We start from the raw sequence: 13,801 nt of genomic DNA on the forward strand, positions 1-13,801 counted from the left end.
TTTACGATTGACCTAACACTTTGGTTTTACCTGGCATGGCTACTGGATAAAGTCCGTTTGCATCTGGTAAAACTCTTGGTTTAGCATCCCAACTTAATTGTTCTGGAAAAAGGCTATTTTCCGCTTTTAGCGCATCATCCCATTTAATAACTTCTCCAGAATAAGTTGCATAACGCCCAACTATAGCTGTGAAACAACTTTTAGCAGCTCGTTCTGCATCCCAAAATTTATATTCATTGTTAGTAATTGCCGCAAATAATTCGTCGTGTTCTGTTTGGTAAGGATTGGCATTCCCCTTAGTGTTATGGTTAAAGATTTCTTTGCCTTTATGATCCCATAAAATTCCAGAATTATTTGCTGAAAGGTAAACCTTGCCTTTTGTACCTTGAAAACTTTCATCAACACGATTATTTGTTCCTTCAAAGTGTCGACATTGACTGTAAATTACGGAACCATCCGCGTAAGTAAGTTCTACTGCATGGTTATCATAAATTTCTCCGTAATTTTTACCAGTTCTCCACGCTCTACTTCCAGTACCCTGAATAGAAACAGGATATGCATTTTTTACCCAATTCGCGATATCTATATTATGCACATGTTGTTCTACAATGTGATCTCCACATAACCAATTAAAGTAATACCAATTACGCATTTGATATTCCATTTCAGTTTGAGTTGCTGTACGTGGTTTTACCCAAACCCCACCGCTATTCCAATACACTTGACCAGAAACAACATCGCCAATAGCACCATCTTGTATTCTTTTTAGCGTTTCTCTATAATTGGTTTGATATCTACGTTGTAAACCAACCACTACATTTAATTTTTTCTGTTTTGCTAATTCAGCTGCAGCTAAAACTCTTCTAATTCCTGGAGAATCTACCGCTACTGGTTTTTCCATAAAAACATGTTTCCCTTGTTTAACAGCTTCTTCAAAATGAATTGGTCTGAAACCTGGAGGAGTTACCAATAAAACTACATCCGCCAATGCGATAGCTTGCTTATAGCCATCAAAACCTACAAACTGACGCTCCTTAGGTACATCAACTTTTGCTCCAAATTTGGTGGAGATTGCTTTGTAACTATTATCTAGGCGATCCTGAAAAGCATCAGCCATTGCTACCAATTTTAAATTAAACTTGGTACTTAAAGCTTGAAATGCAGCTCCCGTTCCTCTGTCTCCGCAACCAATTAAGGCAATTTTAATGGTATCATCATTAGAAGATGGCATACCTGCCCAAGAATAGCCGCTCATCATTACGCCGCCAGCTACAAGCGCAGAGGCTTTTAGAAATTCTCTACGTTCGTTGTGTGTTTTGTTGTTGTCGTTCATTAGTTTTGGTTTTATCAGGTGTGTATATTTAGTTAGTAATCTGCTATTGGAGGTCGATTATAATAAGCGTCAATCTCCTCTTTTGTTGGAGTGTTAACTGGCCGTACTAAACGTATACCAATAAAAGGTGCTTCTGGAAACCACCAATTACTTTTAGGTATTTGTGGGTCAATTTGTTTCCAAACTGGATCTGATGCTCTTCTTGCAGCAGAGCGAAGTGCTTTTGCATCGTCTTCGTAAGAGCCTCCACGAATAACTAATGGATACAGTTTATCAGCAATTGCAACTGGGTTTTTAACTTCTGTTTGACCAGAACTGGCATAAAAATCAGGTCTGTATTCGTCGTATGTCCATTCTGCAACGTTCCCAAGCATATCATGTAAACCCCAAGCATTTGGTTTTTTTAAACCGACTTCATGAGTTTTCTTTCCACTATTTGAATTAAACCAAGCGTATTCGCTTAATTTTTTACTGTCGTTGCCAAAATAGTAATCTTCATTACTTCCTGCTTTGCAAGCATACTCCCATTCTGCTTCGGTTGGTAAGCGATAAAAAACACCTGTTCTAGCATATAACCATTTACAAAACTGGATTGCATTATATTGAGTCATTGCCAATGCCGGATGATTTTGCTTTCCCATCCCAAAGGTCATATCTAAATATGGCTTTGTTGGTCGCGTAACGGCATCAACTTGTGCAGAAACAGATGCAGTATTATTTACTTCGTAATCTTTGTAGAGAAAGGGCTCAAAAACATCCCAAGTTACTTCCACTTTACTCATCCAAAAAGGATCGAGTTTTACTTTATGAATTGGCTTTTCATCGGCATTGCCATTTTTACTACCCATTAAAAAATTTCCAGCTGGTATAGCTTGCATATCAAATGAAAGTTTCGTGCCTTCTAATTTTTGTATATAAGTTTCGTGCTTTTGTTGCGCTACTGATTTAAAACTGATTAGTATTAATAACCAAGCCATCCCTAGTTTATAGTTCATGGATTTAAAAATAGAAAAAGAAAATCAGAATCAGATGCAGATATTAACTAAGGATTAACATTTTTTAGCTAAAAGATAATTTAGGAATTATTACCTGGAAATATATTTCCAATATTAAAATTGCAAGCTTTGGCAATAACTATTGCGATGACAACAAGAATGATAAGAGATACAATTCTTCTTTTGCGAGCACTATCCATGAGTATGAAAGAATTTTTTACTAAATATATGCTTTTAAAATAAAAAAGCCTCAGATTTCTCTAAGGCTTTTGGTGGGAAATGAGGGGTTCGAACCCCCGACCCTTCCGATTTAAATCGGAATGCTATGAACCAGCTGAATTAATTAGCGCTTCTATTAACTTTCTACTTTTCCATTTCTTTATCGCTCTTTCCCTAGCATAAGCTTCTTCTTTCTTCTCAAAACTTTCATGATAAACGACAACCCAATCCCCAGCATGACCAGTAAAACCCGAATGATTTGAATTGTGGGATTGTAGCCTTCCCTCAATATCTCCAGTTGAACCAACATAGTATTTATTGCGAAGTTTTGAATAAAGAATATAAAGAAAATACATCTCTAAATATAATAATTTAAAAAAAAAGCCTCTCAGTTTCCTGAAAGGCTTTTGGTGGGAAATGAGGGGTTCGAACCCCCGACCCCCTCGGTGTAAACGAGGTGCTCTGAACCAGCTGAGCTAATTTCCCTTTTGGTTTCCTTAACGTTAAACTTAATAAATGTTCCTTCGTTTTGGGATTGCAAATATAGTGTCTTCTAACTGTTTTGCAAAAATAATTTCACTTTTTTTAAGAAAGCACATCCTCCAGTATTTGATGAGATTTAATTTGTCCAAAAGATGCTGTATGTAACGTATAGTAAACCAATATTTTATCTAAAATTAATCTTCTAATTTTGTTGTCAATTTTTATTTCATTTAGCCTTTCAAACGGTGTATTAAATAGCAATAAAAAGTAATCAGCTTCCGTTTTATTAATAAAGTAAGGGTGAATTGGAGGTATAGAAGTAAAATCTCCTTCTTGTAAATCGAAATATTTTTGATCGTTACGAGTTTGAGCATGTGGAGCAAACCCTAAAAATCGCGACAGCTTAAGCAAAAAAGCCAAATGAAAATTTATGCTCGGTTCATCTGTTTCATCAAACCAACTAATCGCATTGTAAATAAAGTCGAAAAGATTTTCATCAGTATTTTGCTGTCGGATACTTTTATAGAGCACTTCATTCAGAAATTGAATAATTGTATTTTTAATTACTTGATAAGGGATAGAGCGAAAAACCGGCAATGGTCGAGCTTCGGCTACACGTTGAATTTGCGTATTCATTTTATGATAAACCACCATATCCAACAAATGCAAAGGCTGTAAAACATTCATCGGTATTTTTGCTTTTGCCTTTTTTACACCATTAATCAAGTACGATTGTATGCCAAATTTGTCTGTAAAAACTTGAACAATCACACTGCTCTCGCTATACAAAGTAGTTTTTAAAACAATTCCACGGGTTTTGTGTAGCATTTATTAAATCAACTTTGGAACAAAAATAAGTAATCCGATACCCAAAGCAAGCAAGGCTGAGATTAAAACCGCAGCTGCGGAAATATCTTTAATCGCTCCAGCTTTTGGATGTTGTTGGGGTGAGATTAAATCTACCAAAACCTCAATTGCAGTATTAATTAATTCTAAAATTAAGACCAATGCGATTGCCAAACTAATCCACAACCATTCTATAATTGACAGATTGAGGTATAATCCTAATGATATCACCAAAACTCCAGAAAAGCAATGAATTTTAAAGTTTAGTTGTGTTTTAAAAGCATATGCTAAACCTTTGAACGCATAAAAAAAACTTTTTAAAAACCTTTTCATGATGATGCTAAAATACATCAAAATTGTGGGATGTGTATTTCAATGCAAAACAATACCTCTTTTTTTATGTTAAACTAAAGCGAAATATCGGTGTAGATTTTGCATTAAGCCATTTTTATACTTTCTTTACTTTTTTAAAACGCAGTTGATTATGTGGGCTAAACTCTCCAGAGCTATACTTCAAAACCGAATTCTAATTATCCTTTTTTTCCTTATTGCAACCATTTTTATGGCTTGGCATGCTCGAAATTTAAAACTTTCTTATGCTGGCAGTAAGATTTTACCATTAACCGACTCAGTTTTTATTAAGTACAACGCTTTTAAAAAGACGTTTGGAGAAGATGGCAGTGTAATGGTTTTAGGTGTTCAAAGCCCAGACATTTATAAAAAAGAAAATTATAACAAGTGGATACAATTATCAGATGAAATCCAAAAATTAAAAGGGATAAAAGGAGTTTTATCTATAGGAAAGCTGTTCGAACTACAAAAAGACACAGTTAATCAAAAATTTGTGGTTAGTCCAATTCCGAGTGGCTTGATTAAAACGGATACAGAAATGGATTCGATAAAAAACAAGATACAAGGAATGCCTTTTTATAGCGGATTGTTATTTAATAAAGAAAGTAACGCTACATTAATGGCCATTACCTTCGATATTAAGATATTAAATTCAGTTGAAAGAAACCCGATATTAAAGGAAATAGAAGCAAAAGCCCAAGCTTTTGAAAAAAGCACTAACATAGAAGTTCATTTATCAGGTTTGCCATTTATTAGAACCGCAACAAGCAAACTGGTTTCTAATGAGTTTGTGCTTTTCTTAGGCTTGTCAATACTAGTTTCTGCATTAATATTATTAATCTTTTTCAGAAGCTTTTACGCTGTATTCTTCCCTATTTTGGTGGTAATTATGGGTGTAATATGGAGTATTGGGACTTTGGTGTTATTCGGCTATGAGATTACTATATTAACAGGATTAATTCCACCACTAATTGTAATTATCGGCATTCCAAATAGTATTTTACTGTTAAATAAATACCATAACGAACTCAAAAAACATGGTGATAAACAAAAGGCACTAGCTATTACCATTGAAAGAATTGCCGTTACCACGCTAATTGCGAATGTAACTGCAGCGATTGGTTTTGGGGTTTTATATTTTACGGGTAGCGAATTATTAATGCAATTTGGTAGCGTAGCTGCTTTAAATGTAATGTTTACCTGGTTAATGTGTCTTTGCTTAATTCCAATTATTTTCAGCTATTTGCCAATGCCAAAAGGAAAAGCAAATGCTAAACATATTCCAAATTTTTTAGATCATCTATTGGCAAAAACCGATGTGTTAGTTCAGCAAAAAAGTGTATTAATTTATGTCGTGACACTTATTTTAACAGCTATATCGTTCATTGGGATTTACAAAATAAATATAAATGGATATGTAGTAGATGATTTACCTAAAAGCTCAGAAATTTTAACAGATTTAAAGTTTTTTGAAAAGAATTTTGAAGGAATTTTACCATTAGAAATTAGTGTCGACACTAAAAAGAAAAATGGAATTTTAAGTATTTCAACGCTAAATAAAATTGATAAAATGGAAAGGATGATTGCTTCCTATCCAGAATTTTCACGTTCTATTTCTTTAAATACTGGCCTAAAATATGCATCCCAAGCATTTTACAATGGCGATTCTGCATTTTATCGTTTACCAACTGACATTGAAAAGAATTTCATTTTAGCTTACGCTGCCAACTCTGGCAAAGGTAACGGGAATATGCTCACCAATTTTGTGGATAAGGATAAACAGACTGCTCGTGTAAGTTTTCAAATGGCTGATATTGGCTCTAAACGTTTAGATGCAGTATTAGTAGAACTTAAACCTCGAATTGATTCTATTTTATCACCTAAACGATACAATGTAGAATTAACAGGATCCAGTATTATTTTCTCAAAAGGAACAGATTATCTGTTAAAACATTTATTCGAGAGTATCGGATTAGCAATTGTTTTAATCTCGCTTTTGCGTTTGGCACAGTTTAAAAGCTTAGGCATTATGTTCATCTCTTTATTGCCAAATATTGTCCCTTTGGTAATTACAGCAGGACTGATGGGTTATTTTAATATTCCACTTAAGCCTTCAACCATTTTAATTTTCACCATCGCCTTTGGTTTAGCATCTGATCAAACTATTTACTTTTTAACACGCTATCAGCAAGAATTAACGTTAACAAATTACAGCGTTGCAAAAGTGGTTTCGGATACGATTAGAGAAACTGGAGTAAGCATGACACACATTGCTTTAATCTTATTTTTTGGATTTGGTATTTTCACTGCATCAACTTTTGGCGGCACAGTAGTTTTAGGTTTATTACTTTCCATTACCTTAATTGTGGCTTTGGTTTTCAATTTAACCTTATTACCAGCATTAATGTTATGGTTAGATGCTAAGAAAGCTCGCAAATTAATTCCAGCAGATGAAGCTGCTAGAAATGAGGAAAAGATTGATCATTAAATTTTAAATTTATTTTTAAATCTTTTGGGGCATTTGTAATTATAGATATCGACAAACTGAGTAAAAACATGAGTTTTTACCGTCGCTTTACCGTCGATCCTGTGTCGGTTCACCGTCGAAAAGCCCATTTCGACGGTGAACCGACGGTATACCGAGCCTATACCGACGGTAAACAGTGCAAAACCACACTAAATCTGTTTTAATATTTTCCATTGCAATGTCAAAACTATTGGTCTGTACTATCCTTTTCAACTGGTTTTAGTTCAACTTCCTCACCTTCGTTATCAACCTTTTTTGCAAAAAGAATTGGGTACAGGAATAATAATGCACCAATAATTAAAAGTACTCCAGAAACGCCAAGTACAAAATTACTTCCTTCTACTTTATAGCTATTCATTATTCGAGCAGCAATAAGCGCCAAAATTCCTAGAATAATGGAATATACGCCTTTTTGTAATTTCAAAACTTTTAGCATGGCCTTGAGCTTTAGATTTTTCTTTTTTTAATGATACTCAATATAACAAAGATTAGTCCAATAAGTTCTAAAAACATGGTGAAAATAAGAACCGCAATAGTTAGTGTTTCATTACTATTTTTTAGCAAAATAGCAACCGGCATTAACACCACTGCGGCAACCATAAAAATAAGTCCGGTTTTTAGTCGTTTTTCCATAAAACAAATTGAATTCAAAACTACCAAAATTCATTCTAAAACCTTAGCTTTGCATCCTTTAATTTTTGAAGATACTTGATTGATGTATAGGGAATTTAAAACTTTAGAACTAGCTAAAATAGGAGAAGAAATACTTAAGTTTTGGAAAGAGGAAATGATATTTGAAAAAAGCATTTCTACTCGCTCAAAAGCTAAGCCTTTTACTTTTTACGAAGGTCCGCCTTCTGCAAACGGAATGCCTGGTATTCACCACGTTATGGCTCGTGCTATTAAAGATATTTTTTGCCGTTACAAAACCTTAAAAGGTTACCAAGTTAAACGCAAAGGCGGATGGGATACTCACGGGCTTCCAATTGAACTTGCTGTTGAGAAAAAATTAGGCATTACTAAAGACGATATCGGAAAGAAAATTTCTGTCGAAGAATATAATTCTGCCTGTAAAGAAGAGGTAATGCGCTATACAGATGTTTGGAACGATTTAACCGAAAAGATGGGTTATTGGGTTGATTTGCAAAACCCTTACGTTACTTACCACAATGAATATATCGAAACCCTTTGGTGGATTTTAAAATCTTTCTACGAAAAAGGATTATTATACAAAGGTTATACTGTACAACCTTACTCGCCAGCAGCAGGAACAGGATTAAGTTCTCATGAATTAAACCAACCTGGAACTTATCGTGATGTAAGCGATACCACCATAGTAGCCCAGTTTAAAGTCCCCCTAACCCCCAAAGGGGGAAATGGAAATTCCATTTCAAAGGCTTTTAACTCCCCTCCTTCGGAGGGGTTGGGGGAGGATTATTTCCTTGCTTGGACAACCACTCCTTGGACTTTGCCAAGTAATACCGCTTTAACAGTTGGGCCAAAAATTGATTATGTTTTAGTTAAAACTTTCAATCAATATACTTTTGAGCCAATACAAGTTGTTTTAGCAAAAGCATTGGTAGGCAAACAATTTGCTGGCAAATACTTTTTGGCAGAGGCTGATGAAGATTTTAACAACTTCAAAGCTGAAGACAAGAAAATCCCTTACCAAATATTAGCCGAATGTAAAGGCGAAGCTTTAGTCGGCATCAAATACGAACAATTATTGCCTTATGCACTTCCTTACCAAAATGCAGAAAATGCTTTTAGAGTAATTTCTGGAGATTTTGTAACTACAGAAGATGGTACAGGTATTGTTCACACTGCTCCTACTTTTGGTGCAGATGATGCTCGTGTTGCTAAATTGGCGACACCAGAAATTCCGCCGATGTTGGTTTTGGATGATAAAGGCAACGCCGTTCCTTTGGTAGATTTACAAGGAAAATTCATCGCCTCTTTAGGTGGCAATTATGGTGGTAAATACGTTAAAAACGAATATTATGCAGATGGAGATGCGCCAGAGAAATCTGTTGATGTTGAGCTGGCCATTCAATTAAAAGAAGAAAATAAAGCCTTTAAGGTAGAAAAATACGTTCACACTTACCCTCATTGCTGGCGTACAGATAAACCAGTTTTATATTATCCATTGGATAGTTGGTTTATCAAAACAACTGCCGTTAAGGAGAAAATGGTGGAATTGAACAAAACCATTAACTGGAAACCTGAAGCTACAGGAACTGGGCGTTTTGGCAACTGGTTAGAAAACTTGGTTGACTGGAATTTATCTCGTTCTCGTTATTGGGGTACACCATTACCAATTTGGCGCACAGCAGATGGCTTGGAGGAAAAATGTATTGGTTCTATAGCAGAGCTGAATGCAGAAATCCAAAAATCTATCGATGCTGGTTTTATGCCTGCTGGTTTCGAGCTAAAAGATATGCACCGTCCTTATGTGGATGATGTGATTTTAGTATCTGCCAAAGGCGAAAAAATGACACGCGAATTAGACCTTATCGATGTTTGGTTTGATAGCGGCGCAATGCCTTATGCGCAATGGCACTTCCCTTTTGAGAATAAAGAAGAATTTGAAAATGCATATCCAGCAGATTTTATAGCTGAAGGTGTTGACCAAACTCGTGGTTGGTTCTTTACTTTGCACGCCATCGCCGTAATGTTAAGCGAAAGCAGCGATGAAATTAAAGCAATCAACAAACACGTAAATAACTTAGGTGTTGCTTATAAAAATGTGGTTTCTAACGGATTAGTGTTAGATAAAAATGGCAACAAAATGTCTAAACGTTTAGGCAATGCTGTTGACCCATTTAGCACAATTGATACTTATAGTGCTGATGCCACACGCTGGTATATGATTTCAAACGCATCACCTTGGGATAACTTGAAATTTAGCTTAGATGGATTGGATGAAGTTCGCCGTAAATTCTTCGGAACGCTTTATAATACCTACTCTTTCTTTGCGCTTTATGCAAATATCGACAAGTTTGAAATCGACTTAGAAAGCCAAACTCCAATTGCGCAAAGAAGCGAATTAGACCGTTGGATTTTATCTTTATTGCAAACATTAATCAAAGAAGTTGACGAAAGTTACGAGGCATATGAACCTACCAAGGCAGCTAGAGCAATCCAAACTTTTGTTGATGAACATTTAAGTAACTGGTACATCCGTTTATCTCGTCGCCGTTTCTGGAAAGGTGAAATGACGGAAGATAAAAAAGCTGCTTATGAAACTTTGTTTACTTGTTTAATGACCATTTCGCAGATCATGAGCCCAGTTGCTCCGTTTTTTGCAGATTGGTTATATATTCGATTAACAGAAGCAAATCCAGAAGTTCATACTGCAAAATCTGTTCACTTAACAATTTGGAACGAAGTTGATGAAACATTAATCGACTACGATTTAAATGAGCGAATGGAATTGGCACAGAACATTTCTTCGATGGTTTTATCGTTGCGCAAGAAAATGGGCATCAATGTTCGTCAGCCATTGGCGAAGGTTTTAATTCCTGTATTAGATGACAACTTCCAAATAAAAGTAGAGCTGGTTAAAGATTTAATCTTATCAGAAACTAACATCAAAGAAATCGATTTTATAAAAGATACCGCTGGTTTTATCAAGAAAAAAGTAAAACCAAACTTTAAAGCTTTAGGTGCAAAAGTTGGTAAGGATATGAAATTAGTAACTGAGGCTATTCAAAATATCTCGCAAGAAGATTTAGCTAAATTTGAAAAAGAAGGCTCAATCCTAATACCACATACAAATTACTCGATCGTTTTAAGTGATGTAGAAATTATTGCTGAAGATATTCCAGGTTGGCAAGTGACCAATTTGGGCAATTTAACAGTTGCTTTGGATGTAAGTATTACAACAGAGTTGAAACAAGAAGGCTTATCGCGTGAGTTAATTAATCGTATTCAAAACCTTAGAAAAGAGTTAAATTTTGAAGTTACAGATCGCATTACGGTAAATTTACAACACGATAATATCATTGCAGATGCAGTAATGCAAAACAAAGCCTACATTTGCGCAGAAATATTAGCTAATGACTTAGTTTTGTCAGAAAGCATAGATAATGGAAACAAAATAGTAATCGAAGATGTTGAACTACAAATTTCGATTGCAAAACAATAAATAATATGGAAAAAACTGAGAAAACCCGCTATTCTGATAGCGAATTACAAGAGTTTAAAGAGCTGATCCAAGGAAAATTAAAAAGTTCAAGGGAAGAGTTCCTTTCACTAACCTCGTCGTTAAGTAACCCGAACTCGCACGGAACTGAAGATACTTCTGGTGCTTACAAAACGCTTGAAGATGGTTCTGCAACTTTAGAAAAGGAGCAAATCAATCAATTAGCTGCTCGTCAAAAAAAGTTTATTGATAATTTAGAGGCTGCTTTAGTGCGCATTGAAAATAAAACGTACGGTATCTGTAGAGAAACTGGAAAGTTAATACAAAAAGAACGCTTACGTGCTGTACCTCACGCTACGTTAAGTATGGAAGCTAAACTGAAACAAGGTTAATGAAAGGATATACAAAACCCTTACTACTTATATTTTTGGTATTAATTGCTGATCAGGTTTTAAAAACTTGGATTAAGACACATATGTTCTTAGGTCAGGAATTTAAAATTATTGGCGATTGGTTTATTATCCATTTTACAGAAAATAACGGTATGGCATTTGGATTAGAGTTTGGCGGTGAATTTGGCAAGCTGGCTTTATCCTTATTTAGAGTGCTTGCTGTAGTTGGAATTGGATATGGATTGCATTATTTAATTAAGCGCAAATACCACCGTGGCTTAATATTAAACGTGGCTTTGATTTTTGCTGGAGCTTTAGGTAATATTATTGATTCAGTGTTTTACGGGGTGATTTATAAATATGAGACCCTGTTTCATGGAAGAGTTGTTGATATGCTTTATTTCCCAATTGTTAAAGGAACATTTCCATCTTGGTTTCCTATTTGGGGCAACGAGTCATTTGAATTCTTCCGTCCAGTATTTAATTTAGCAGATGCTGCAATTTCAGTTGGTGTAATTGCGATTTTAATCTTCCAGAAACGTTATTTTAAAGAAGAAGTGAAAGATGAGGTCGGAATAAATAATGAAACTGTTGAGGATTAAGTAGGATAAGACTTGATTTATATAAAGCCATTTAGTTTTAAAAGCTAAATGGCTTTTTTAATTTAGATGATTATATTTGAGAAAGATCAAACCTAAAATCATGCAAAAATTCAAGCTCATTCTTATTTTTATCATAACTGGATTATCTATATCTCCAGCTTTAGCTCAACAAAAAAGTCTTTTTGACGGAAAAACTTTAAACGGTTGGCATGCAGATGTACCAGCAAAAGATAAAGATCCAAAAACTCCAGATGCTTTTATAGTGAGGAATGGAATGTTGGTTAGTCTTGGAGATCCGAGGGGTCATTTAATTAGTGATGCTATTTATCAGGATTATCGTTTAGAAGTTGAATATCGCTTTGCGGGAAAACCTGGTAATTGCGGGGTTTTAATTCATGCATCTACACCAAGAGCATTATATGGTATGTTCCCAAAATCTTTAGAGGTTCAAATGCAACATCAAGATGCTGGCGATTTTTGGTGTATAGAAGAAGACATTACTGTTCCTGATATGGAAGCTCGTCGTGGACCAAAAGAAAATTGGGGTATTAATGGAAATAAATTGCGTAGAATTAAAAACCTAACGGATGGAAGTGAAAAACCTTTAGGAGAATGGAATACGATGGTGATTGAATGTTATAAGAACTCTGTTAAAGTTTGGGTAAATGGAGTTTTAGTTAATGAAGGAACGAATTGTACAGTTGATAAAGGTCAGATTGCATTACAAGCAGAGGGTTCTGAAGTTGAGTTTAAAAAGTTGTTATTAAAACCGATCAAAAAACTTAGCAAATAAGTATGGAATTTGATTTACAACCCACACTAGAAAATGAGCTAATTAAAGTTGTTCCTTTGCAAGAAGAAGATTTTGATAAGTTATATGAAGTAGCTTCCGATCCACTAATTTGGGAACAACACCCTAATAAAAATCGTTACCAAAGAGAAGTATTTCATAATTTCTTTAAAGGCGCAATGGAATCTAAAGGAGCTTTTTTAGTGTATGAAAAAGAAACTGGAAAAATTGTTGGAAGCTCTAGGTATTACGAATTAGATGAAGAAAACAATTCTGTGGCTGTTGGCTATACTTTTATTGGAAGGGAGTATTGGGGCAAAGGCCATAACAAAGCATTAAAAAACTTAATGTTTGATTATGCTTTCCAATTTGTAGATAAAATAATCTTGCACATTGGTGAAACTAATTTCAGATCCCAAAAGGCGACAGAAAAATTAGGTGCTAAAAAAATTGGGGAGCTAGAGGTGGCTTATTACGGAGAACCTGTTAAATTAAATTTTGTATATCAAGTAGATAAACCCCAATAAATTTACTTAACTCTTTTCTTATTATCCTTAGCAAAAGCATCCCAACCAGAATAAGATTTTCCAGTATTAGCAGTGCTAATTCTTTGAAAAGAGTGACAAACAGCAACAGCCAAACCATCAGTAGCATCTAAAAACTCTGGAGTTTCTTTAAAACCCAGCAACCGTTGCAACATAGCAGCAACCTGCTCTTTACTAGCTGTCCCCTTACCCGTTATAGATTGTTTAATTTTTCGAGGAGCGTATTCAGTAACAGAGATATTTCTAGATAAAGCTGCAGCCATTGCAATTCCCTGAGCTCTACCCAATTTTAACATTACCTGAATATTTTTACCATAAAATGGGGCTTCAATAGCCAAAACATCTGGTTTATATTCGTCAATTAAAGCAATTGTTTTTTCAAAAATGCGTTGAAGTTTTAAAAAGTGATCATCTAAATGGTTCATTTTTACAATCCCCATGCCAACCAATTCAATTTTACTCCCCTTTTCTAAAACAATACCGTAACCCATAATGGCTGTACCTGGGTCGATACCCATAATTACACGTTCCTTTTTTTCAATCAACATTACAACAATATTAAGCATATTTGCAC

Annotated in this window: 14 protein-coding genes and 1 tRNA gene; 6 read left to right on the forward strand and 9 right to left on the reverse strand. The window is 34.9% G+C overall.

All coding sequences use genetic code 11. The features are described 5' to 3' along the window. Position 1: 1 nt before the first annotated feature. The 6 genes from WC622_RS08965 to WC622_RS08990 all read right to left on the reverse strand — a co-directional run bounded on the left by WC622_RS08965 (position 2) and on the right by WC622_RS08990 (position 4,209). Complete coding sequence (locus WC622_RS08965) at positions 2-1,333, reverse strand: Gfo/Idh/MocA family protein (protein ID WP_372819315.1); 1,332 nt, start codon at positions 1,331-1,333, stop codon at positions 2-4. A gap of 32 nt (positions 1,334-1,365) precedes the next feature. Next, positions 1,366-2,328, reverse strand: a complete 963-nt coding sequence (locus tag WC622_RS08970; RefSeq protein WP_372819317.1) for a formylglycine-generating enzyme family protein — start codon at positions 2,326-2,328, stop codon at positions 1,366-1,368. A gap of 323 nt (positions 2,329-2,651) precedes the next feature. Continuing rightward, a complete protein-coding gene (locus WC622_RS08975; RefSeq protein ID WP_372819319.1) occupies positions 2,652-2,903 on the reverse strand; it encodes a GIY-YIG nuclease family protein in 252 nt (83 codons plus the stop codon). A 52-nt stretch (positions 2,904-2,955) separates the two neighbouring features. After that, a tRNA-Val gene (locus WC622_RS08980) sits at positions 2,956-3,033 on the reverse strand. Between the two features lie 99 nt (positions 3,034-3,132). After that, positions 3,133-3,858: a DNA repair protein RecO gene (gene recO, locus WC622_RS08985; RefSeq protein ID WP_372819321.1), complete on the reverse strand. Its 726-nt coding sequence runs from the start codon at positions 3,856-3,858 to the stop codon at positions 3,133-3,135. A 3-nt stretch (positions 3,859-3,861) separates the two neighbouring features. Further along, entirely contained in the window at positions 3,862-4,209 is a 348-nt protein-coding gene (locus tag WC622_RS08990) for a diacylglycerol kinase family protein (RefSeq protein WP_372819323.1), read from the reverse strand. 151 nt (positions 4,210-4,360) lie between these two features. On the opposite strand from WC622_RS08990, the gene WC622_RS08995 reads away from it, so the two are divergent. Further along, positions 4,361-6,715: an RND family transporter gene (locus WC622_RS08995; RefSeq protein WP_372819325.1), complete on the forward strand. Its 2,355-nt coding sequence runs from the start codon at positions 4,361-4,363 to the stop codon at positions 6,713-6,715. Positions 6,716-6,941: 226 nt separating this feature from the next. On the opposite strand, the gene WC622_RS09000 is transcribed toward WC622_RS08995, so the two are convergent. Both WC622_RS09000 and WC622_RS09005 read right to left on the reverse strand, forming a co-directional pair. Continuing rightward, positions 6,942-7,190: an isoleucyl-tRNA synthetase gene (locus tag WC622_RS09000; protein WP_372819327.1), complete on the reverse strand. Its 249-nt coding sequence runs from the start codon at positions 7,188-7,190 to the stop codon at positions 6,942-6,944. A gap of 11 nt (positions 7,191-7,201) precedes the next feature. Next, complete coding sequence (locus WC622_RS09005; protein WP_372819329.1) at positions 7,202-7,387, reverse strand: hypothetical protein; 186 nt, start codon at positions 7,385-7,387, stop codon at positions 7,202-7,204. Between the two features lie 82 nt (positions 7,388-7,469). On the opposite strand from WC622_RS09005, the gene ileS reads away from it, so the two are divergent. The 5 genes from ileS (at position 7,470) to WC622_RS09030 (ending at position 13,209) form a co-directional block, all read left to right on the forward strand. Further along, positions 7,470-10,901, forward strand: coding sequence for an isoleucine--tRNA ligase (ileS, locus tag WC622_RS09010; protein WP_372819331.1), 3,432 nt, complete (start codon positions 7,470-7,472; stop codon positions 10,899-10,901). Positions 10,902-10,906: 5 nt separating this feature from the next. After that, complete coding sequence (locus WC622_RS09015; protein WP_173271671.1) at positions 10,907-11,290, forward strand: TraR/DksA C4-type zinc finger protein; 384 nt, start codon at positions 10,907-10,909, stop codon at positions 11,288-11,290. Beyond that, on the forward strand, positions 11,290-11,892 hold the full coding sequence (locus tag WC622_RS09020; protein ID WP_372819334.1) for a lipoprotein signal peptidase: 603 nt from the start codon (positions 11,290-11,292) through the stop codon (positions 11,890-11,892). Before WC622_RS09015 ends, WC622_RS09020 begins: the two co-directional genes overlap by 1 nt. A 100-nt stretch (positions 11,893-11,992) precedes the next feature. Continuing rightward, positions 11,993-12,685: a DUF1080 domain-containing protein gene (locus WC622_RS09025; RefSeq protein WP_372819336.1), complete on the forward strand. Its 693-nt coding sequence runs from the start codon at positions 11,993-11,995 to the stop codon at positions 12,683-12,685. A 2-nt stretch (positions 12,686-12,687) separates the two neighbouring features. Beyond that, positions 12,688-13,209, forward strand: coding sequence for a GNAT family N-acetyltransferase (locus tag WC622_RS09030; RefSeq protein ID WP_372819338.1), 522 nt, complete (start codon positions 12,688-12,690; stop codon positions 13,207-13,209). Positions 13,210-13,211: 2 nt separating this feature from the next. Here WC622_RS09030 and ruvC read toward each other — a convergent pair whose 3' ends face one another. Then, complete coding sequence (gene ruvC, locus WC622_RS09035; RefSeq protein ID WP_372819340.1) at positions 13,212-13,775, reverse strand: crossover junction endodeoxyribonuclease RuvC; 564 nt, start codon at positions 13,773-13,775, stop codon at positions 13,212-13,214. Positions 13,776-13,801 lie beyond the last annotated feature (26 nt).

The sequence above is a fragment of the Pedobacter sp. genome (assembly GCF_041662865.1).
GTDB lineage: Bacteria > Bacteroidota > Bacteroidia > Sphingobacteriales > Sphingobacteriaceae > Pedobacter.

Excerpts from the sequence above, each read along its gene's own strand:
- WC622_RS08965 (WP_372819315.1), bottom strand. The coding sequence starts at position 1,333 with ATGAACGACAACAACAAAACACACAACGAACGTAGAGAATTTCTAAAA.
- WC622_RS08970 (WP_372819317.1), bottom strand. The coding sequence starts at position 2,328 with ATGAACTATAAACTAGGGATGGCTTGGTTATTAATACTAATCAGTTTT.
- WC622_RS08975 (WP_372819319.1), bottom strand. The coding sequence starts at position 2,903 with ATGTATTTTCTTTATATTCTTTATTCAAAACTTCGCAATAAATACTAT.
- recO (WP_372819321.1), bottom strand. The coding sequence starts at position 3,858 with ATGCTACACAAAACCCGTGGAATTGTTTTAAAAACTACTTTGTATAGC.
- WC622_RS08990 (WP_372819323.1), bottom strand. The coding sequence starts at position 4,209 with ATGAAAAGGTTTTTAAAAAGTTTTTTTTATGCGTTCAAAGGTTTAGCA.
- WC622_RS08995 (WP_372819325.1), top strand. The coding sequence starts at position 4,361 with ATGTGGGCTAAACTCTCCAGAGCTATACTTCAAAACCGAATTCTAATT.
- WC622_RS09000 (WP_372819327.1), bottom strand. The coding sequence starts at position 7,190 with ATGCTAAAAGTTTTGAAATTACAAAAAGGCGTATATTCCATTATTCTA.
- WC622_RS09005 (WP_372819329.1), bottom strand. The coding sequence starts at position 7,387 with ATGGAAAAACGACTAAAAACCGGACTTATTTTTATGGTTGCCGCAGTG.
- ileS (WP_372819331.1), top strand. The coding sequence starts at position 7,470 with ATGTATAGGGAATTTAAAACTTTAGAACTAGCTAAAATAGGAGAAGAA.
- WC622_RS09015 (WP_173271671.1), top strand. The coding sequence starts at position 10,907 with ATGGAAAAAACTGAGAAAACCCGCTATTCTGATAGCGAATTACAAGAG.
- WC622_RS09020 (WP_372819334.1), top strand. The coding sequence starts at position 11,290 with ATGAAAGGATATACAAAACCCTTACTACTTATATTTTTGGTATTAATT.
- WC622_RS09025 (WP_372819336.1), top strand. The coding sequence starts at position 11,993 with ATGCAAAAATTCAAGCTCATTCTTATTTTTATCATAACTGGATTATCT.
- WC622_RS09030 (WP_372819338.1), top strand. The coding sequence starts at position 12,688 with ATGGAATTTGATTTACAACCCACACTAGAAAATGAGCTAATTAAAGTT.
- ruvC (WP_372819340.1), bottom strand. The coding sequence starts at position 13,775 with ATGTTGATTGAAAAAAAGGAACGTGTAATTATGGGTATCGACCCAGGT.